This is a genomic window from Bacillus sp. MC1252, from assembly GCF_056838025.1.
In genome coordinates, this window is record NZ_CM166369.1 from 95045 (window position 1) to 116251 (window position 21207).

At 46.0% G+C, this 21207-nt stretch carries 10 protein-coding genes, 9 tRNA genes, 5 rRNA genes and 1 other annotated feature; all 24 genes read left to right on the forward strand.

Annotated elements, in window-relative coordinates; translation table 11 throughout:
• Positions 1–23 precede the first annotated feature (23 nt).
• The 24 genes from ACYH0L_RS00500 to gltX all read left to right on the forward strand — a co-directional run bounded on the left by ACYH0L_RS00500 (position 24) and on the right by gltX (position 20908).
• Positions 24–2954: ribosomal RNA gene (locus ACYH0L_RS00500) — 23S ribosomal RNA — on the forward strand.
• Positions 2955–3015: 61 nt separating this feature from the next.
• Positions 3016–3131: ribosomal RNA gene (gene rrf / locus ACYH0L_RS00505) — 5S ribosomal RNA — on the forward strand.
• A gap of 689 nt (positions 3132–3820) precedes the next feature.
• Positions 3821–3896: transfer RNA gene (locus tag ACYH0L_RS00510), tRNA-Val, on the forward strand.
• A gap of 33 nt (positions 3897–3929) precedes the next feature.
• Positions 3930–4005 (forward strand) — tRNA-Thr (locus tag ACYH0L_RS00515).
• A 37-nt stretch (positions 4006–4042) separates the two neighbouring features.
• A tRNA-Lys gene (locus tag ACYH0L_RS00520) sits at positions 4043–4118 on the forward strand.
• Between the two features lie 7 nt (positions 4119–4125).
• Positions 4126–4208 (forward strand) — tRNA-Leu (locus tag ACYH0L_RS00525).
• Between the two features lie 30 nt (positions 4209–4238).
• Positions 4239–4310: transfer RNA gene (locus tag ACYH0L_RS00530), tRNA-Gly, on the forward strand.
• A 12-nt stretch (positions 4311–4322) separates the two neighbouring features.
• A tRNA-Leu gene (locus tag ACYH0L_RS00535) sits at positions 4323–4408 on the forward strand.
• A gap of 11 nt (positions 4409–4419) precedes the next feature.
• Positions 4420–4496: transfer RNA gene (locus tag ACYH0L_RS00540), tRNA-Arg, on the forward strand.
• Positions 4497–4503: 7 nt separating this feature from the next.
• A tRNA-Pro gene (locus ACYH0L_RS00545) sits at positions 4504–4580 on the forward strand.
• A gap of 8 nt (positions 4581–4588) precedes the next feature.
• Positions 4589–4664: transfer RNA gene (locus tag ACYH0L_RS00550), tRNA-Ala, on the forward strand.
• A 125-nt stretch (positions 4665–4789) separates the two neighbouring features.
• Positions 4790–6338 (forward strand): 16S ribosomal RNA (locus ACYH0L_RS00555).
• A 182-nt stretch (positions 6339–6520) separates the two neighbouring features.
• Positions 6521–9451: ribosomal RNA gene (locus tag ACYH0L_RS00560) — 23S ribosomal RNA — on the forward strand.
• A 61-nt stretch (positions 9452–9512) separates the two neighbouring features.
• Positions 9513–9628 (forward strand): 5S ribosomal RNA (gene rrf, locus ACYH0L_RS00565).
• Together the 16S, 23S and 5S rRNA genes with 9 tRNA genes alongside form the textbook arrangement of a ribosomal RNA operon.
• 177 nt (positions 9629–9805) lie before the next feature.
• Positions 9806–10270 carry a CtsR family transcriptional regulator gene (locus ACYH0L_RS00570; protein WP_034323278.1) on the forward strand — a complete coding sequence of 155 codons (465 nt, stop codon included), beginning with the start codon at positions 9806–9808 and terminating at the stop codon, positions 10268–10270.
• Between the two features lie 14 nt (positions 10271–10284).
• On the forward strand, positions 10285–10842 hold the full coding sequence (gene mcsA, locus ACYH0L_RS00575; RefSeq protein ID WP_180275544.1) for a protein-arginine kinase activator protein McsA: 558 nt from the start codon (positions 10285–10287) through the stop codon (positions 10840–10842).
• A 4-nt stretch (positions 10843–10846) separates the two neighbouring features.
• Complete coding sequence (gene mcsB / locus ACYH0L_RS00580) at positions 10847–11938, forward strand: protein-arginine kinase McsB (RefSeq protein ID WP_099728204.1); 1092 nt, start codon at positions 10847–10849, stop codon at positions 11936–11938.
• A complete protein-coding gene (clpC, locus tag ACYH0L_RS00585; protein ID WP_034323269.1) occupies positions 11935–14370 on the forward strand; it encodes an ATP-dependent protease ATP-binding subunit ClpC in 2436 nt (811 codons plus the stop codon). The genes mcsB and clpC overlap by 4 nt, the downstream gene beginning before the upstream one ends.
• A gap of 93 nt (positions 14371–14463) precedes the next feature.
• Complete coding sequence (gene radA / locus ACYH0L_RS00590) at positions 14464–15843, forward strand: DNA repair protein RadA (RefSeq protein WP_105928548.1); 1380 nt, start codon at positions 14464–14466, stop codon at positions 15841–15843.
• Positions 15844–15845: 2 nt separating this feature from the next.
• Positions 15846–16925, forward strand: a complete 1080-nt coding sequence (disA, locus tag ACYH0L_RS00595) for a DNA integrity scanning diadenylate cyclase DisA (protein ID WP_099728202.1) — start codon at positions 15846–15848, stop codon at positions 16923–16925.
• 153 nt (positions 16926–17078) lie between these two features.
• Positions 17079–18179, forward strand: coding sequence for a PIN/TRAM domain-containing protein (locus ACYH0L_RS00600; protein ID WP_099728206.1), 1101 nt, complete (start codon positions 17079–17081; stop codon positions 18177–18179).
• Positions 18180–18192: 13 nt separating this feature from the next.
• On the forward strand, positions 18193–18882 hold the full coding sequence (gene ispD / locus ACYH0L_RS00605; protein ID WP_099728201.1) for a 2-C-methyl-D-erythritol 4-phosphate cytidylyltransferase: 690 nt from the start codon (positions 18193–18195) through the stop codon (positions 18880–18882).
• A 3-nt stretch (positions 18883–18885) separates the two neighbouring features.
• On the forward strand, positions 18886–19362 hold the full coding sequence (gene ispF / locus ACYH0L_RS00610) for a 2-C-methyl-D-erythritol 2,4-cyclodiphosphate synthase (protein WP_249705075.1): 477 nt from the start codon (positions 18886–18888) through the stop codon (positions 19360–19362).
• Positions 19363–19456: 94 nt separating this feature from the next.
• Positions 19457–20908 (forward strand): glutamate--tRNA ligase, encoded by a 1452-nt coding sequence (gltX, locus tag ACYH0L_RS00615; RefSeq protein ID WP_327925532.1) that lies wholly within the window; start codon positions 19457–19459, stop codon positions 20906–20908.
• Positions 20909–21140, forward strand: a binding site (T-box leader).
• The last annotated feature ends 67 nt before the right edge of the window (positions 21141–21207 follow it).

The window sequence follows — 21207 nt, forward strand, 5'->3', positions numbered from 1 at the left end:
TGATTCTTTCTAAAGTAAGAAATGGTTAAGTTAGAAAGGGCGCACGGTGGATGCCTTGGCACTAGGAGCCGATGAAGGACGGGACGAACACCGATATGCTTCGGGGAGCTGTAAGCAAGCTTTGATCCGGAGATTTCCGAATGGGGAAACCCACTGCTCGTAATGGAGTAGTATCCATACTTGAATACATAGAGTATGAGAAGGCATACCCGGGGAACTGAAACATCTAAGTACCCGGAGGAAGAGAAAGCAAATGCGATTCCCTAAGTAGCGGCGAGCGAAACGGGAACAGCCCAAACCAAGAGGCTTGCCTCTTGGGGTTGTAGGACACTCTATACGGAGTTACAAAGGAATGATATAAGCGAAGAGGTCTGGAAAGGCCCGCCAGAGAAGGTAACAGCCCTGTAACTGAAATGTCATTCCCTCCAGAGTGGATCCTGAGTACGGCGGAACACGTGAAATTCCGTCGGAATCCGGGAGGACCATCTCCCAAGGCTAAATACTCCCTAGTGACCGATAGTGAACCAGTACCGTGAGGGAAAGGTGAAAAGCACCCCGGAAGGGGAGTGAAATAGATCCTGAAACCGTGTGCCTACAAGTAGTCAGAGCCCGTTAACGGGTGATGGCGTGCCTTTTGTAGAATGAACCGGCGAGTTACGATCCCGTGCAAGGTTAAGCAGAAGATGCGGAGCCGCAGCGAAAGCGAGTCTGAATAGGGCGCATGAGTACGTGGTCGTAGACCCGAAACCAGGTGATCTACCCATGTCCAGGGTGAAGTTCAGGTAACACTGAATGGAGGCCCGAACCCACGCACGTTGAAAAGTGCGGGGATGAGGTGTGGGTAGGGGTGAAATGCCAATCGAACCTGGAGATAGCTGGTTCTCTCCGAAATAGCTTTAGGGCTAGCCTCAAGGTAAGAGTCTCGGAGGTAGAGCACTGATTGGACTAGGGGCCCCTACCGGGTTACCGAATTCAGTCAAACTCCGAATGCCGATGACTTATCCTTGGGAGTCAGACTGCGAGTGATAAGATCCGTAGTCGAAAGGGAAACAGCCCAGACCGCCAGCTAAGGTCCCAAAGTATACGTTAAGTGGAAAAGGATGTGGAGTTGCTTAGACAACCAGGATGTTGGCTTAGAAGCAGCCACCATTTAAAGAGTGCGTAATAGCTCACTGGTCGAGTGACTCTGCGCCGAAAATGTACCGGGGCTAAACGTATCACCGAAGCTGCGGACTGTTCTTACGAACAGTGGTAGGAGAGCGTTCTAAGGGCTGTGAAGCCAGACCGGAAGGACTGGTGGAGCGCTTAGAAGTGAGAATGCCGGTATGAGTAGCGAAAGACGGGTGAGAATCCCGTCCACCGAATGCCTAAGGTTTCCTGAGGAAGGCTCGTCCGCTCAGGGTTAGTCGGGACCTAAGCCGAGGCCGAAAGGCGTAGGCGATGGACAACAGGTTGATATTCCTGTACCACCTCCTCACCATTTGAGCAATGGGGGGACGCAGGAGGATAGGGTAAGCGCGGTATTGGATATCCGCGTCCAAGCAGTTAGGCTGGGAAATAGGCAAATCCGTTTCCCGTAAAGGCTGAGCTGTGATGGCGAGCGAAATTTAGTAGCGAAGTTCCTGATTCCACACTGCCAAGAAAAGCCTCTAGCGAGGTGAGAGGTGCCCGTACCGCAAACCGACACAGGTAGGCGAGGAGAGAATCCTAAGGTGATCGAGAGAACTCTCGTTAAGGAACTCGGCAAAATGACCCCGTAACTTCGGGAGAAGGGGTGCTTCTTAGGGTGTTAAAGCCCCGAGAAGCCGCAGTGAATAGGCCCAGGCGACTGTTTAGCAAAAACACAGGTCTCTGCGAAGCCGTAAGGCGAAGTATAGGGGCTGACGCCTGCCCGGTGCTGGAAGGTTAAGAGGAGCGCTTAGCGTAAGCGAAGGTGCGAATTGAAGCCCCAGTAAACGGCGGCCGTAACTATAACGGTCCTAAGGTAGCGAAATTCCTTGTCGGGTAAGTTCCGACCCGCACGAAAGGCGCAACGATCTGGGCACTGTCTCAACGAGAGACTCGGTGAAATTATAGTACCTGTGAAGATGCAGGTTACCCGCGACAGGACGGAAAGACCCCGTGGAGCTTTACTGCAGCCTGATATTGAATGTTGGTACAGCTTGTACAGGATAGGTAGGAGCCTTGGAAACCGGAGCGCTAGCTTCGGTGGAGGCATCGGTGGGATACTACCCTGGCTGTATTGACCTTCTAACCCGCTGCCCTTATCGGGCAGGGAGACAGTGTCAGGTGGGCAGTTTGACTGGGGCGGTCGCCTCCTAAAATGTAACGGAGGCGCCCAAAGGTTCCCTCAGAATGGTTGGAAATCATTCGCAGAGTGTAAAGGCACAAGGGAGCTTGACTGCGAGACCTACAAGTCGAGCAGGGACGAAAGTCGGGCTTAGTGATCCGGTGGTTCCGCATGGAAGGGCCATCGCTCAACGGATAAAAGCTACCCCGGGGATAACAGGCTTATCTCCCCCAAGAGTCCACATCGACGGGGAGGTTTGGCACCTCGATGTCGGCTCATCGCATCCTGGGGCTGTAGTCGGTCCCAAGGGTTGGGCTGTTCGCCCATTAAAGCGGTACGCGAGCTGGGTTCAGAACGTCGTGAGACAGTTCGGTCCCTATCCGTCGCGGGCGCAGGAAATTTGAGAGGAGCTGTCCTTAGTACGAGAGGACCGGGATGGACGCACCGCTGGTGTACCAGTTGTTCTGCCAAGGGCATCGCTGGGTAGCTATGTGCGGACGGGATAAGTGCTGAAAGCATCTAAGCATGAAGCCCCCCTCAAGATGAGATTTCCCATTCCGCAAGGAAGTAAGATCCCTGAAAGATGATCAGGTTGATAGGTCTGAGGTGGAAGCGTGGTGACACGTGGAGCTGACAGATACTAATAGATCGAGGACTTAACCTATATTCTAATGTGAAGCATGAACGTTGTTATCTAGTTTTGAGAGAACATTCTCTCCATCAGGTTTGGTGGCGATAGCGAAGAGGTCACACCCGTTCCCATACCGAACACGGAAGTTAAGCTCTTCAGCGCCGATGGTAGTTGGGGGTTTCCCCCTGTGAGAGTAGGACGCCGCCAAGCTTTTCTAAGGATCAGTTCCAGACGGAACTGGTCTTTTTTGTTTTTTTGAGAGGTTTGCTTCTATATCAACATCAAAAACATAGAAAATGTCTAACAAGCCCTCGTTTTAGCAGCCGCGGTATAGAGACGTAATTGGCCACTCAGGCTCAAAGGGAACGGGCCCATCTATTGCTGAAGACTGAATTCGAGGGGACGCAGGATGAATCAATACACTTGTTTCTCTGAGTAAAACTTTAATAATGATGCCAAGGCTGTTCAGCATTTGAAGTAGCAAAAATAAGGCGAAGCGATCTTTTGAAGAACAGTGAAAATCATTACCATTTATATACGTTTTTAAACGAAAATGATTTCTTAAAAAAATAAAATAATAAAAGAAATTTATCTCTAGATGATTTGTGTGTGAGGATATACTGAATAAAATGAGCATATTAAAGCGTTGGAAATGATGTTTTTAACAGTGATAAAGCTTCATTAGAGTTCTTTTTAACAAAAAAACATAAAAAAATGAAAAAAAGACTTTTAAAATGACGAAGCAAGTGGTAAACTTCTTTAGGTGCCTTAACGAAAAGGTGAAAAAAACAGCTTTAAAATAAATTCAAAAATTATTTTAAAAAAGTCTTTACAAACAATATCTTATCGTTATATAATACTATTTGTCAGATCGAGAGTCGTTCGAAAAGACACAATATGGAGGATTAGCTCAGCTGGGAGAGCATCTGCCTTACAAGCAGAGGGTCGGCGGTTCGAGCCCGTCATCCTCCACCATATTTATTCTTACATAATGTTAGGATAGATAAAGCCGGTGTAGCTCAACTGGTAGAGCAACTGACTTGTAATCAGTAGGTTGGGGGTTCAAGTCCTCTTGCCGGCACCACTTTCATATGGTAAGATAGACAAGTCGCTTTTAAAGCGAGCCATTAGCTCAGTTGGTAGAGCATCTGACTTTTAATCAGAGGGTCGAAGGTTCGAGTCCTTCATGGCTCACCATTTTCATGCGGGTGTGGCGGAATTGGCAGACGCGCTAGACTTAGGATCTAGTGTCTTTATGACGTGGGGGTTCAAGTCCCTTCACCCGCATAGCCAAACAAAATAAAGAAATCCTGTAATGCGGAAGTAGTTCAGTGGTAGAACACCACCTTGCCAAGGTGGGGGTCGCGGGTTCGAATCCCGTCTTCCGCTTATACCATCCACGCCGGGGTGGTGGAATTGGCAGACACACAGGACTTAAAATCCTGCGGTAGGTGACTACCGTGCCGGTTCAAGTCCGGCCCTCGGCATTATACAATAAGCGCCCGTAGCTCAATTGGATAGAGCGTTTGACTACGGATCAAAAGGTTAGGGGTTCGACTCCTCTCGGGCGCGCCATTAAGATCGGGAAGTAGCTCAGCTTGGTAGAGCACTTGGTTTGGGACCAAGGGGTCGCAGGTTCGAATCCTGTCTTCCCGACCATCTTTTATGGGGCCTTAGCTCAGCTGGGAGAGCGCCTGCCTTGCACGCAGGAGGTCAGCGGTTCGATCCCGCTAGGCTCCACCAATATGATCTTTGAAAACTAAACAAGACAAAACGTACCTGTTAATTCGAGTTTTTATAAAAAAATCCTATGATACATCATAGGTAGTCAGTCAAACTGACGAAAAACGAAACTTCGGTTTTGTTCTTTTTCGGAGAGTTTGATCCTGGCTCAGGACGAACGCTGGCGGCGTGCCTAATACATGCAAGTCGAGCGGACAGAAGGGAGCTTGCTCCCGGATGTTAGCGGCGGACGGGTGAGTAACACGTGGGTAACCTGCCTGTAAGACTGGGATAACTCCGGGAAACCGGAGCTAATACCGGATAGTTCCTTGAACCGCATGGTTCAAGGATGAAAGACGGTTTCGGCTGTCACTTACAGATGGACCCGCGGCGCATTAGCTAGTTGGTGGGGTAATGGCTCACCAAGGCAACGATGCGTAGCCGACCTGAGAGGGTGATCGGCCACACTGGGACTGAGACACGGCCCAGACTCCTACGGGAGGCAGCAGTAGGGAATCTTCCGCAATGGACGAAAGTCTGACGGAGCAACGCCGCGTGAGTGATGAAGGTTTTCGGATCGTAAAGCTCTGTTGTTAGGGAAGAACAAGTGCGAGAGTAACTGCTCGCACCTTGACGGTACCTAACCAGAAAGCCACGGCTAACTACGTGCCAGCAGCCGCGGTAATACGTAGGTGGCAAGCGTTGTCCGGAATTATTGGGCGTAAAGGGCTCGCAGGCGGTTTCTTAAGTCTGATGTGAAAGCCCCCGGCTCAACCGGGGAGGGTCATTGGAAACTGGGAAACTTGAGTGCAGAAGAGGAGAGTGGAATTCCACGTGTAGCGGTGAAATGCGTAGAGATGTGGAGGAACACCAGTGGCGAAGGCGACTCTCTGGTCTGTAACTGACGCTGAGGAGCGAAAGCGTGGGGAGCGAACAGGATTAGATACCCTGGTAGTCCACGCCGTAAACGATGAGTGCTAAGTGTTAGGGGGTTTCCGCCCCTTAGTGCTGCAGCTAACGCATTAAGCACTCCGCCTGGGGAGTACGGTCGCAAGACTGAAACTCAAAGGAATTGACGGGGGCCCGCACAAGCGGTGGAGCATGTGGTTTAATTCGAAGCAACGCGAAGAACCTTACCAGGTCTTGACATCCTCTGACAACCCTAGAGATAGGGCTTTCCCTTCGGGGACAGAGTGACAGGTGGTGCATGGTTGTCGTCAGCTCGTGTCGTGAGATGTTGGGTTAAGTCCCGCAACGAGCGCAACCCTTGATCTTAGTTGCCAGCATTTAGTTGGGCACTCTAAGGTGACTGCCGGTGACAAACCGGAGGAAGGTGGGGATGACGTCAAATCATCATGCCCCTTATGACCTGGGCTACACACGTGCTACAATGGACAGAACAAAGGGCTGCGAGACCGCAAGGTTTAGCGAATCCCATAAATCTGTTCTCAGTTCGGATCGCAGTCTGCAACTCGACTGCGTGAAGCTGGAATCGCTAGTAATCGCGGATCAGCATGCCGCGGTGAATACGTTCCCGGGCCTTGTACACACCGCCCGTCACACCACGAGAGTTTGCAACACCCGAAGTCGGTGAGGTAACCTTTATGGAGCCAGCCGCCGAAGGTGGGGCAGATGATTGGGGTGAAGTCGTAACAAGGTAGCCGTATCGGAAGGTGCGGCTGGATCACCTCCTTTCTAAGGATATATGGAGCAGCGTGCGTTTTCGTCTTGTTTAGTTTTGAAGGATCATACCTTCAAAACATGTCTCTAGCGAGACAGGATTGTTCTTTGAAAACTAGATAACAATAAGTAATACATTCACATTGAATGCAATGCAAAGTTCATCACACATAGTGATTCTTTCTAAAGTAAGAAATGGTTAAGTTAGAAAGGGCGCACGGTGGATGCCTTGGCACTAGGAGCCGATGAAGGACGGGACGAACACCGATATGCTTCGGGGAGCTGTAAGCAAGCTTTGATCCGGAGATTTCCGAATGGGGAAACCCACTGCTCGTAATGGAGTAGTATCCATACTTGAATACATAGAGTATGAGAAGGCATACCCGGGGAACTGAAACATCTAAGTACCCGGAGGAAGAGAAAGCAAATGCGATTCCCTAAGTAGCGGCGAGCGAAACGGGAACAGCCCAAACCAAGAGGCTTGCCTCTTGGGGTTGTAGGACACTCTATACGGAGTTACAAAGGAATGATATAAGCGAAGAGGTCTGGAAAGGCCCGCCAGAGAAGGTAACAGCCCTGTAACTGAAATGTCATTCCCTCCAGAGTGGATCCTGAGTACGGCGGAACACGTGAAATTCCGTCGGAATCCGGGAGGACCATCTCCCAAGGCTAAATACTCCCTAGTGACCGATAGTGAACCAGTACCGTGAGGGAAAGGTGAAAAGCACCCCGGAAGGGGAGTGAAATAGATCCTGAAACCGTGTGCCTACAAGTAGTCAGAGCCCGTTAACGGGTGATGGCGTGCCTTTTGTAGAATGAACCGGCGAGTTACGATCCCGTGCAAGGTTAAGCAGAAGATGCGGAGCCGCAGCGAAAGCGAGTCTGAATAGGGCGCATGAGTACGTGGTCGTAGACCCGAAACCAGGTGATCTACCCATGTCCAGGGTGAAGTTCAGGTAACACTGAATGGAGGCCCGAACCCACGCACGTTGAAAAGTGCGGGGATGAGGTGTGGGTAGGGGTGAAATGCCAATCGAACCTGGAGATAGCTGGTTCTCTCCGAAATAGCTTTAGGGCTAGCCTCAAGGTAAGAGTCTCGGAGGTAGAGCACTGATTGGACTAGGGGCCCCTACCGGGTTACCGAATTCAGTCAAACTCCGAATGCCGATGACTTATCCTTGGGAGTCAGACTGCGAGTGATAAGATCCGTAGTCGAAAGGGAAACAGCCCAGACCGCCAGCTAAGGTCCCAAAGTATACGTTAAGTGGAAAAGGATGTGGAGTTGCTTAGACAACCAGGATGTTGGCTTAGAAGCAGCCACCATTTAAAGAGTGCGTAATAGCTCACTGGTCGAGTGACTCTGCGCCGAAAATGTACCGGGGCTAAACGTATCACCGAAGCTGCGGACTGTTCTTACGAACAGTGGTAGGAGAGCGTTCTAAGGGCTGTGAAGCCAGACCGGAAGGACTGGTGGAGCGCTTAGAAGTGAGAATGCCGGTATGAGTAGCGAAAGACGGGTGAGAATCCCGTCCACCGAATGCCTAAGGTTTCCTGAGGAAGGCTCGTCCGCTCAGGGTTAGTCGGGACCTAAGCCGAGGCCGAAAGGCGTAGGCGATGGACAACAGGTTGATATTCCTGTACCACCTCCTCACCATTTGAGCAATGGGGGGACGCAGGAGGATAGGGTAAGCGCGGTATTGGATATCCGCGTCCAAGCAGTTAGGCTGGGAAATAGGCAAATCCGTTTCCCGTAAAGGCTGAGCTGTGATGGCGAGCGAAATTTAGTAGCGAAGTTCCTGATTCCACACTGCCAAGAAAAGCCTCTAGCGAGGTGAGAGGTGCCCGTACCGCAAACCGACACAGGTAGGCGAGGAGAGAATCCTAAGGTGATCGAGAGAACTCTCGTTAAGGAACTCGGCAAAATGACCCCGTAACTTCGGGAGAAGGGGTGCTTCTTAGGGTGTTAAAGCCCCGAGAAGCCGCAGTGAATAGGCCCAGGCGACTGTTTAGCAAAAACACAGGTCTCTGCGAAGCCGTAAGGCGAAGTATAGGGGCTGACGCCTGCCCGGTGCTGGAAGGTTAAGAGGAGCGCTTAGCGTAAGCGAAGGTGCGAATTGAAGCCCCAGTAAACGGCGGCCGTAACTATAACGGTCCTAAGGTAGCGAAATTCCTTGTCGGGTAAGTTCCGACCCGCACGAAAGGCGCAACGATCTGGGCACTGTCTCAACGAGAGACTCGGTGAAATTATAGTACCTGTGAAGATGCAGGTTACCCGCGACAGGACGGAAAGACCCCGTGGAGCTTTACTGCAGCCTGATATTGAATGTTGGTACAGCTTGTACAGGATAGGTAGGAGCCTTGGAAACCGGAGCGCTAGCTTCGGTGGAGGCATCGGTGGGATACTACCCTGGCTGTATTGACCTTCTAACCCGCTGCCCTTATCGGGCAGGGAGACAGTGTCAGGTGGGCAGTTTGACTGGGGCGGTCGCCTCCTAAAATGTAACGGAGGCGCCCAAAGGTTCCCTCAGAATGGTTGGAAATCATTCGCAGAGTGTAAAGGCACAAGGGAGCTTGACTGCGAGACCTACAAGTCGAGCAGGGACGAAAGTCGGGCTTAGTGATCCGGTGGTTCCGCATGGAAGGGCCATCGCTCAACGGATAAAAGCTACCCCGGGGATAACAGGCTTATCTCCCCCAAGAGTCCACATCGACGGGGAGGTTTGGCACCTCGATGTCGGCTCATCGCATCCTGGGGCTGTAGTCGGTCCCAAGGGTTGGGCTGTTCGCCCATTAAAGCGGTACGCGAGCTGGGTTCAGAACGTCGTGAGACAGTTCGGTCCCTATCCGTCGCGGGCGCAGGAAATTTGAGAGGAGCTGTCCTTAGTACGAGAGGACCGGGATGGACGCACCGCTGGTGTACCAGTTGTTCTGCCAAGGGCATCGCTGGGTAGCTATGTGCGGACGGGATAAGTGCTGAAAGCATCTAAGCATGAAGCCCCCCTCAAGATGAGATTTCCCATTCCGCAAGGAAGTAAGATCCCTGAAAGATGATCAGGTTGATAGGTCTGAGGTGGAAGCGTGGTGACACGTGGAGCTGACAGATACTAATAGATCGAGGACTTAACCTATATTCTAATGTGAAGCATGAACGTTGTTATCTAGTTTTGAGAGAACATTCTCTCCATCAGGTTTGGTGGCGATAGCGAAGAGGTCACACCCGTTCCCATACCGAACACGGAAGTTAAGCTCTTCAGCGCCGATGGTAGTTGGGGGTTTCCCCCTGTGAGAGTAGGACGCCGCCAAGCTTTTCTAAGGATCAGTTCCAGACGGAACTGGTCTTTTTTGTGTTTTTGAGAGGTTTGACACCATATAAATGTGGAAATAATATTGTTAGTTGAGCGATTATCTTGAAAAATCGATCGAAAAAATTTATAGTAAGATTAAAGTCAAATATAGTCAAAGTCAATGGAGGAGGAGGCGGAGTGGCACAAAATATTTCTGATATCATCGAGCAGTATTTGAAGGAAGTCTTGGATCAGAATGGTCGAGAAATATTAGAAATTAAGCGCAATGAGATTGCAGATAAGTTTCAATGCGTACCTTCACAAATTAATTATGTTATCAATACACGCTTTACGAGCGAAAGAGGCTATATCGTTGAAAGTAAGCGTGGTGGCGGTGGCTATATCCGCATCATTAAAGTCAAAATGAATGATGAAGTCGACTTATTGAACCACATTATTTCCCAAATCTATCATCGTTTATCACAGGCTGCATCTGATCATATCATCATGCGTCTTGTAGAAAACAACATTCTATCCGAAAGAGAAGCTAAGATGATGATCAGTGTCATGGACCGTTCTGTTTTGCACATTGATTTACCTGAACGAGATGAACTGCGGGCTCGGATGATGAAAGCGATGTTAAATGCTTTGAAATTAAAGTAAAGCGGGTGAAAAGATTGATTTGTCAAGAATGCAATGAGAGACCAGCCACTTTTCACTTTACAAAAGTTATAAATGGAGAAAAACAAGAAATGCACATATGTGAACAATGTGCAAAAGAAAACAGTGATTCATATGCTATGAGTGGAAACCAAGGTTTCTCGATTCACAACTTATTATCAGGCTTACTGAATATCGATCCTAGCTTTACCACAAGTGCTAACAAAGGGTCATCTATTTTTCAAGAAGCGAGAGAAGTGGATCAATGTCCTAAATGTGGCTTAACCTTTCAGCAGTTCAGAAAAACAGGCCGTTTTGGCTGTGCAGAATGTTACCGTACATTTGATCAGTACCTGAATCCTGTTTTGCGGAAAGTCCATAGTGGAAATACAGCCCATTATGGAAAAGTTCCTAAACGGATTGCCGGCAGTCTGCATGTACGCCGGAAACTTGAGTTGATGCAGCAGGAACTGAAGCAGTTGATTGAACAGGAAGAGTTCGAAAAAGCAGCGGAAGTTCGAGATCAAATTCGTGCATTAGAGCATGAGCAATCTCAGCAGAGGGAGGGAGATTAACGACATGTCGCTCCAGCATTTTATTCAAGACGCTTTAAGTCAATGGATGAAACAAAAAGGACCAGAAAGTGACATTGTTCTAAGCAGTCGTATTCGGCTAGCACGTAATCTAGAGCATGTTCGTTTCCCAACTCAGTTTTCTGAAGAGGAGGCTGAAGCTGTTCTCCAGCAATTCGAGCAGAAGTTTGCAAGCCAGGAAGCGAAGAACGTTGGAAACTTTGTTCTGATTCGAATGAATGAAACACAGCCTTTAGCAAAGAGAGTACTTGTTGAAAAGCATTTGATTAGCCCCAACTTGGCAGAATCAAGATTTGGCGGCTGCTTGCTTTCTGAAAACGAGGAAATCAGTGTCATGCTAAATGAAGAAGACCATATTCGTATCCAATGCCTGTTCCCAGGTTTTCAGCTGGCCAATGCACTTAAAGTGGCTAATCAGGTAGACGACTGGATTGAAGAGCAAGTAGATTATGCGTTTTCTGAAAAGCGAGGATACTTAACAAGCTGTCCGACCAATGTAGGTACAGGTATAAGGGCTTCGGTCATGATGCACTTACCAGCATTAGCTCTCACAAGACAAATGAATCGGATTATTCCTGCAATTAATCAATTAGGTCTTGTCGTCAGAGGAATTTATGGTGAGGGTAGCGAAGCAATAGGAAACATCTTTCAAATCTCAAATCAAATGACACTTGGTCAATCAGAAGAAGATATTGTGGATGATTTGAATAGTGTGACCGCTCAGCTTATTGAACAAGAGCGATCTGCACGAAAAGCCTTATATCAAACATCTAAAATTGAACTTGAGGACAGAGTGTACCGTTCCTTAGGAATATTGGCCAATTGTCGTATGATTGAATCAAAAGAAACGGCAAAGTGTCTGTCTGATGTGCGGCTTGGAATTGATTTAGGTATCATTAAGGGGCTTTCAAGTAATATACTGAATGAACTCATGATTTTGACACAGCCTGGCTTCCTTCAACAATATTCAGGAGGAGCCTTGGAGCCAAATGAACGAGATATAAAACGAGCAGCGATTATTAGAGAAAGGCTGCGCTTAGAAATGCATAGGAATGGACAGGAGGATGAAACGATATGATGTTTGGAAGATTCACTGAAAGAGCTCAAAAGGTATTAGCACTTGCACAAGAAGAAGCCATTCGCCTAGGCCATAAGAACATTGGAACAGAACACATTTTACTTGGTCTTGTACGTGAAGGTGAGGGCATCGCCGCAAAAGCGTTAGAAGCACTGGGCCTTGTTTCAGATAAAATCCAAAAAGAAGTCGAAAGCTTGATTGGAAGAGGGCAAGAGGTGTCTCAAGCTATTCCTCATTATACGCCTAGAGCGAAGAAGGTCACGGAGCTTTCTATGGATGAAGCAAGAAAGCTAGGTCATTCCTATGTAGGGACAGAACATATTCTTTTAGGTCTTATTCGTGAGGGAGAGGGTGTAGCTGCCCGTGTCTTAAATAACCTCGGAGTGAGCTTAAATAAAGCACGTCAGCAAGTGTTGCAGCTGCTTGGCAGCAATGAAACTGGTGCATCAGCGGCAGGATCGAATAGCAATGCAAATACACCAACATTAGATAGCTTGGCAAGAGACTTAACGGCTATTGCGAAAGAGGACAGCTTGGACCCTGTCATTGGCCGAAGTAAAGAAATTCAGCGTGTCATTGAGGTACTAAGCAGAAGAACAAAGAATAACCCTGTTCTGATTGGTGAGCCTGGTGTTGGTAAAACCGCGATCGCAGAAGGTCTTGCACAGCAAATTATTCATAACGAAGTGCCTGAAATCCTGCGTGATAAACGAGTGATGACACTTGATATGGGAACCGTTGTAGCGGGAACGAAATATCGTGGTGAATTCGAGGATCGTTTGAAAAAAGTCATGGACGAAATTCGTCAGGCTGGAAATATCATTCTCTTCATTGATGAGCTTCATACACTGATTGGTGCAGGTGGAGCAGAGGGTGCGATTGATGCGTCTAATATTCTGAAACCATCCCTGGCACGTGGTGAGCTTCAATGTATCGGGGCTACAACGTTAGATGAGTACCGTAAATATATCGAGAAGGATGCAGCACTTGAACGTCGTTTCCAACCAATTCAAGTGGATCAGCCGTCCGTTGATGAAAGTATTCAAATCTTGAGAGGTCTTAGAGATCGTTATGAAGCACATCACCGTGTGTCCATTACAGATGAAGCGATTGAGGCGGCAGTGAAGCTGTCTGACCGTTATATCTCTGATCGTTTCCTTCCAGATAAGGCGATTGATCTAATTGATGAGGCAGGTTCGAAGGTACGCTTACGTTCATTCACGACACCGCCTAACCTAAAGGAACTAGAGCAAAAGCTGGATGAAGTACGTAAGGAAAAGGATGCGGCTGTTCAAAGTCAAGAATTTGAAAAAGCAGCTTCCCTTCGTGACACAGAGCAGCGCTTGCGTGAAAAAGTAGAAGTCACAAAGAAATCGTGGAAAGAAAAGCAGGGACAAGAGAATTCTGAGGTATCTGTAGATGATATCGCAATGGTTGTCTCTAGCTGGACGGGAGTGCCTGTTTCGAAAATTGCTCAAACCGAAACAGATAAGCTTCTGAATATGGAACAATTGCTCCATTCTCGCGTGATTGGTCAGGATGAAGCGGTTGTCGCTGTAGCGAAAGCCGTGAGACGTGCGCGCGCTGGTCTAAAAGACCCGAAACGTCCAATTGGCTCCTTTATCTTCTTAGGTCCAACAGGGGTGGGTAAGACTGAGCTTGCGAGAGCACTGGCCGAGTCTATTTTCGGTGATGAAGAAGCGATGATCCGTATTGATATGTCTGAATACATGGAGAAACATTCTACATCAAGACTTGTGGGATCACCTCCAGGCTATGTTGGCTATGATGAAGGTGGCCAGCTGACGGAAAAAGTGAGAAGAAAACCTTATTCTGTTGTGCTTTTAGATGAGATTGAAAAGGCGCATCCTGATGTGTTTAATATCTTACTGCAAGTGTTAGAAGATGGCCGTCTTACTGATTCTAAAGGACGTACAGTTGACTTTAGAAATACTATTTTGATTATGACTTCAAACGTTGGAGCTAGTGAACTGAAGCGCAATAAATATGTTGGCTTTAACGTGCAGGATGAAGGTCAAAATTACAAAGATATGAAAGGCAAAGTAATGGGTGAGTTGAAACGTGCGTTTAGACCGGAATTCATCAACCGTATTGATGAAATCATTGTCTTCCACTCGCTTGAAAAGAAACATCTAAAAGAGATTGTGTCTCTCATGTCTGATCAATTAACAAAACGGTTAAAAGAGCAAGACCTCTCAATTGAACTGACAGAAGCAGCAAAAGCGAAGATTGCCGACGAAGGTGTAGACCTTGAGTATGGTGCTCGTCCGTTAAGAAGAGCGATTCAAAAGCACGTTGAGGATCGACTTTCTGAGGAATTGCTGAGAGGTAATATTGAAAAGGGTCAACATATCGTATTAGATGTGGAAGATGGAGAAATTGTCGTAAAAGCAACGGCTGCTACGAACTAATATAGTAAGAAAAAAGTGTGAGGCATACCAGTCAGATGTATGCCTCCCTTTACTTATTTTCTGATCAGTATAAGGAGTTGTATTCTTCAATCTATGGCTAAGACAAAATCAAAATTTATATGCCAATCGTGCGGTTATGAGTCAGCCAAATGGATGGGGAAATGTCCTGGCTGCGGCACGTGGAACAGTATGACAGAAGAGGTCGTTCGCAAAGAGCCGGCAAACCGTCGAAGTGCTTTTAATCATTCTGTTCAAACCATTCAAAAACCTTCACCTATTTCTGCAATTGAAACATCCGAAGAACCCCGAATTAAAACGAATTTAGAAGAATTTAACCGAGTATTAGGAAGTGGAATTGTCAAAGGCTCTCTCGTTCTCATTGGCGGAGACCCTGGGATTGGGAAGTCCACATTATTACTACAAGTATCAGCACAGCTCTCAGACCAAAATCAGAATGTGTTATACATATCTGGTGAGGAGTCCATTAAACAAACGAAGCTAAGAGCGGATCGCCTCGGCATTGATAGCACCTCTTTACATGTTTTGGCTGAAACCGATATGGAGTATATAACGTCTTCTATACAAGAGATGAAACCCGCTTTTGTTGTGGTGGATTCGATTCAAACCGTTTATCAAAGCGATATAACGTCAGCTCCTGGATCTGTTTCTCAGGTAAGAGAATGCACAGCGCAGCTGATGAAGATTGCCAAGACGAATGGTATTCCGATTTTTATCGTTGGTCACGTGACCAAAGAAGGCTCGATCGCAGGTCCACGTCTTTTAGAGCATATGGTGGACACGGTTCTTTATTTTGAAGGGGAGCGGCATCATACGTTTCGTATCTTACGAGCAGTGAAAAACCGATTTGGTTCAACGAATGAATTAGGGATTTTTGAAATGAGAGAAGAAGGACTCACGGAAGTATTAAACCCATCAGAAATTTTTTTAGAAGAGCGGTCAGCAGGTGTATCTGGTTCGTGTGTTGTTGCCTCAATGGAAGGAACAAGACCCGTTCTTGTGGAGATACAAGCATTAATTTCGCCGACAAGCTTTGGGAATCCACGGAGAATGGCTACAGGTCTTGATCATAATCGTGTGTCATTGCTAATGGCCGTTTTAGAAAAACGTGTAGGGCTGCTGCTGCAAAACCAAGATGCGTATTTAAAGGTCGCAGGCGGTGTGAAGCTTGACGAACCAGCGATTGACTTGGCCATTGCCGTCAGTATTGCATCAAGCTTTAAAGACGCAGCGCCGCAACCAGCGGATTGCTTTATAGGAGAAGTTGGTCTGACGGGAGAAGTCAGAAGAGTATCAAGAATTGAACAGCGTGTGCAGGAAGCTGCTAAACTAGGATTTAAGCGAATGTTTATTCCTCAGGCGAATATAGATGGATGGAAAAAGCCGAGAGGGATTGAGCTAGTCGGTGTAGAAAATGTAGCGGAGGCACTTCGTATTTCACTAGGGGGATCATAGAAATGGAAAAAGAGAAAAAAGGAGCGAGAGAAGTTGATCTCTTAGATATCGTACAGTTTGTGGCACCAGGGACACCTTTGCGGGTAGGGATTGAAAATGTCCTGAGAGCCAATACTGGCGGGCTCATTGTTGTTGGTTATAACGACAAAGTAAAAAGTGTGGTGGATGGAGGATTTCACATTAATTCTGCCTTCTCCCCAGCACACTTATATGAATTGGCTAAGATGGATGGGGCCATTATTTTAAGCGATTCTGGTCAAAAAATCTTGTATGCGAATACACAGCTGATGCCAGATGCAACGATTCATTCATCAGAAACAGGCATGAGACACCGAACGGCTGAACGTGTAGCCAAGCAGACAGGCTGCTTAATCATTGCTATTTCTGAACGGAGAAACGTCATTACTTTATACCAAGGAAATCGTCGTTACACGTTGAAAGATATCGGCTTTATTTTAACAAAGGCCAATCAAGCCATTCAAACACTAGAGAAATATAAAACCATTTTAGATCACGCCATTTCAGCGTTAAGCGCCCTAGAATTTGAAGAGCTTGTCACCTTTGGTGATGTACTATCCGTGCTGCATCGCTACGAAATGGTGCTTAGAATCAAAAATGAAATTAATATGTATATCAAAGAGCTCGGAACAGAAGGACACTTGATCCGTCTTCAAGTCAATGAACTGATTACAGATATGGAGCAGGAAGCGGCTTTATTTATTAAAGATTACGTGAAAGAAAAGATTAAAGATCCATATACTTTGCTTAAACAACTCCAAGATATGTCTAGCTTTGAGCTTTTAGATGATTCCATTCTGTACAAGTTACTTGGATATCCAGCTTCTACAAATGTTGACGATTATGTGTACACAAGAGGGTTCAGATTACTTCACAAAATCCCTAGACTGCCAATGCCTATTGTCGAAAATGTGGTCGAAGCGTTTGGTGTGTTAGATCGAATTATGGAAGCGGATGTACAAGAATTGGATGAAGTAGAAGGAATTGGAGAAGTAAGGGCGAAAAAGATAAAAAAAGGATTAAAAAGGTTACAAGAAAAACATTATATTGACCGTCAGCTGTAGTAGAGAAATTTTCCTCAATTACGGTTAAAAATGGATGAATATGGGTATATTAATGATGCTTTTTGTTTTCTATTGATCATGATAGAAAACTTAAACATATATCAATGTTAGATGAAGGTGGATTGACAGATGAAAAATAAAGGAGGTGAAGGTATGTTAAAAAGAATCGTTCAGGCGTTTTTTATCATTTTTGGTGCAGTTGTGGGGATTTTTATCATTCCAGAGTTATTTCTGCTGTTAAATGTAAAGGACATACCTCTCATAACAAATGCTTACTCTTCAGCACTAATAGGAGCCGCTGTGTTCTTTATCATCGGCCAATGGTGCACAGGCTATGTTGTTAATTGGGTGAAATGGATCGAGGATTCTCTATTAAAGGCGCCTCTTCCTGATCTTATATCTGGAAGTTTCGGTTTAGTATTTGGACTTATTCTAGCATATCTTATTGTAAACGTGATCCCGCTAAACAATATCCCATATCATATTTTTGGTACCATTATTCCGATTTTTCTGGCTTTCTTTTTAGGATACCTTGGATTTCAGGTAGGGTTTAAGAAGAAGGATGAAATGATGGGGCTGTTCTCTCGATCTGCAAAGGTCAGCAAGAAAAAAGGTGCAGCTGATGATGAACCTGAAATAGAAGATAAAAAGCTGAAAATTTTAGACACAAGTGTTATCATTGATGGAAGAATCGCAGATATTTGTCAAACTGGATTTTTAGAAGGAATTATGGTCATTCCTCAATTTGTTCTGGAGGAATTACAGCATATTGCAGACTCTTCTGATGTATTAAAGAGAAATAGAGGCCGAAGAGGTCTTGATATTTTAAATCGTATCCAAAGAGAATTGGACATCAAAGTTGAAATTTACGAAGGTGACTTCGAAGACATTCAAGAGGTTGATAGCAAGCTTGTGAAGCTCGCTAAATTAACTTCAGGTGTTGTTGTGACAAATGATTTTAATTTAAATAAAGTATGCGAACTTCAAAAAGTAGCAGTGTTAAACATCAATGATCTAGCCAATGCGGTCAAACCTGTTGTACTGCCTGGGGAAGAAATGAAGGTACAGGTCATTAAAGATGGGAAAGAGCATAACCAAGGTGTTGCCTACTTAGATGACGGTACGATGATAGTGGTCGAAGAAGGACGCAACTACATTGGAAAAGACATTGATGTGCTTGTCACAAGTGTGCTGCAGACTGCTGCCGGAAGAATGATTTTTGCAAAGCCAAAACTTCTGGAGAAGGCGCTCTAAAGGGAGAACGAACATGTATTATGAAGTAGTTATTCCGGCTGCGGGGCAGGGGAAACGAATGAAGGCCGGCCGCAATAAGCTTTTTATTGAATTGAAAAGAATGCCGGTTATCATTCACACACTAAAGGTGTTTGACGCCCATTCACAATGCAAACGCATGATCTTAGCGATCAATGAAGAGGAGCGTCGTGACTTTGAAAGGCTACTAAAGGTACACGCTTTTCAAACGCCTGTTTCACTTGTCACTGGCGGTGAAGAACGTCAGCAAAGTGTATATGAAGGATTGAAGGCTGTAAAAGATGCGGACATCGTGCTTGTTCATGATGGAGCAAGGCCTTTTATTAAGCATACACAGATTGACTTGCTCGTTAAAGCGGCGATTGAAAAAGGCTCCGCAGTCGTAGCGGTACCAGTGAAAGACACAATCAAACGCGTTCAAGCAGGCAAAGTGGAGCAAACCATTGAACGTCAGAGCTTGTGGGCAGTCCAGACCCCACAAGCTTTTCGTCATTCTATTTTAAAAGAGGCGCATGAATATGCGGAGCGGACAGGCTTCCTTGGAACAGACGACGCCAGCCTTGTGGAACAATTACATGGTGAGAGTGTGTATATTGTCCAGGGAGACTATACCAATATTAAACTGACAACACCAGATGATTTACTGGTTGCCAAGGCAATTATGGATGCGGAAAGAGGGTACTAGATCATGTTGAGAATAGGACAAGGCTTTGATGTACATCAATTAACAGAGGGAAGACCTCTTATTATCGGCGGGGTTACCATTCCCTATGAAAAGGGCCTGCTTGGGCATTCAGATGCTGACGTACTGCTTCACACGGTGGCAGATGCCTGTCTAGGTGCGATTGGTGAAGGAGATATCGGCAGACATTTCCCAGACACTGATCCCGAATTTAAGGATGCAGATTCTTTTCAATTACTTCAGCATGTGTGGGCACTTGTGAAAGAAAAAGGCTATACACTTGTGAATATTGACTGCACCATCATGGCGCAAAAGCCAAAAATGGCACCTTACATTCAACCGATGTGCGAGAAAATCGCAGAAGCGCTTGAGGCAGATGTCACACAGGTAAATGTCAAAGCAACAACGACAGAGAAACTCGGATTTACAGGTAGAGGCGAAGGAATTGCTTCTCAGGCGACAGTGCTTCTTCAGAAAAAGTAAAATCCATTTTGATGAGAATGGTATTTGATGATAAAATACGTTTATAAAAAAATGGTGTCAGACAACATGATGCAGATGAAAGGAAGTTAAACTCATGGGAAATGAAGTGCGTGTTCGTTATGCACCGAGTCCAACTGGTCATTTACATATTGGGAATGCTAGAACGGCTCTTTTCAACTATTTGTTCGCACGCAGCCAAGGCGGCAAATTTATTATTCGAATCGAAGATACGGATCAAAAGCGTAATGTAGAAGGCGGAGAAGAAAGCCAGCTTCGTCATTTGCAGTGGCTCGGCATTGATTGGGACGAGAGTATTGATAAAGATGGCGGCTACGGTCCTTACAGACAATCAGAGCGTAATGATATTTACAAAAAATATTATGACGAGCTGCTAGAAAAGGACTTGGCTTATAAGTGCTATTGTACGGCTGAAGAATTAGAAGAAGAACGAGAAGCACAAATCGCCCGCAGTGAAATGCCTCGATATTCTGGTAAATGCAGTCATTTATCAAAAGAAGAAGAGGACAAGCTCATTGCTGAAGGAAGAGAGCCAAGTATTCGCTTCCGTGTACCAAAGGGAGAAATCATCAAATTTGACGACATGGTCAAAGGTGATATTTCGTTTGAAACAGACGGCATCGGTGACTTTGTCATTGTGAAGAAAGATGGTACACCAACTTATAACTTCGCTGTAGCAGTGGATGATCATTTGATGAAAATGACTCACATTCTTCGCGGAGAGGACCACATTTCGAATACACCTAAACAAATCATGGTCTTCAATGCATTTGGCTGGGATGTTCCGCTGTTCGGACATATGACGTTGATTGTGAACGAGAACCGTAAGAAATTAAGTAAGCGAGATGAATCGATTATTCAATTCATTGAGCAATATAAGAACCTGGGCTATTTACCAGAAGCCCTGTTTAACTTCATTGCATTACTTGGATGGTCTCCAGTTGGCGAAGAAGAACTATTTACAAAAGAGCAATTCATCGATATTTTCGATGTAAACCGACTTTCTAAGTCACCAGCTCTATTCGATATGCATAAACTAAAATGGGTGAATAACCAATACGTGAAAGCACTTGATCTTGATCAAGTCGTTGCATTAACACTTCCACATCTTCAAAAGGCTGGCAAGGTAAGCGAACAGCTGACGGAAGAAGAAAACACGTGGGTACGCAAACTCATTTCTCTATATCACGAACAATTGAGCTACGGAGCAGAAATTGTTGAGTTAACAGAGTTGTTCTTTAAGGAGCAAATTGAGTATAATCAAGAGGCGAGAGAAGTTCTAGCAGAAGAGCAAGTACCAGAAGTCATGGACTCTTTTGCAGGTCAGCTAGAACGTCTTGAGTCTTTCACACCTGATGAAATCAAGGCTGCCATTAAAGCGGTACAAAAAGAAACAGGGCATAAAGGCAAGAAACTATTCATGCCAATTCGTGTGGCTGTCACAGGACAAACTCATGGCCCAGAACTTCCGCAAAGTATTGAGCTACTAGGTAAAGAAACGGTATTAAACCGCATTAAACAAATATAAGGAAAATCGTTGCGAGGGAGAAGTACAATGTTTTCGTCCATCACAGAAAGAGTCTTCACCGGCTGAAAGAGACTTATGGGCAGACGTTGGAAATGCACCCTCAAGACCCTTGAGGAACACGTACGTTAGTATGCAAGGGCGGTACCCTCCGTTACGGGATTAAGTTGAGAAAGCTTGCAAGATAAGGAGCTTTCTAAACAGAGTGGAACCGCGTTTTCAAAACGTCTCTGTCGTTTGGCAGAGGCGTTTTTTATTTGTCCAAAAAAAGAGAGCAAGTCCTAAGAGAGATTGATGGGGAA

Excerpts from the sequence above, each read along its gene's own strand:
- ACYH0L_RS00600 (WP_099728206.1), top strand. The coding sequence starts at position 17,079 with ATGTTAAAAAGAATCGTTCAGGCGTTTTTTATCATTTTTGGTGCAGTT.
- ispF (WP_249705075.1), top strand. The coding sequence starts at position 18,886 with ATGTTGAGAATAGGACAAGGCTTTGATGTACATCAATTAACAGAGGGA.
- mcsB (WP_099728204.1), top strand. The coding sequence starts at position 10,847 with ATGTCGCTCCAGCATTTTATTCAAGACGCTTTAAGTCAATGGATGAAA.
- disA (WP_099728202.1), top strand. The coding sequence starts at position 15,846 with ATGGAAAAAGAGAAAAAAGGAGCGAGAGAAGTTGATCTCTTAGATATC.
- clpC (WP_034323269.1), top strand. The coding sequence starts at position 11,935 with ATGATGTTTGGAAGATTCACTGAAAGAGCTCAAAAGGTATTAGCACTT.
- ispD (WP_099728201.1), top strand. The coding sequence starts at position 18,193 with ATGTATTATGAAGTAGTTATTCCGGCTGCGGGGCAGGGGAAACGAATG.
- radA (WP_105928548.1), top strand. The coding sequence starts at position 14,464 with ATGGCTAAGACAAAATCAAAATTTATATGCCAATCGTGCGGTTATGAG.
- gltX (WP_327925532.1), top strand. The coding sequence starts at position 19,457 with ATGGGAAATGAAGTGCGTGTTCGTTATGCACCGAGTCCAACTGGTCAT.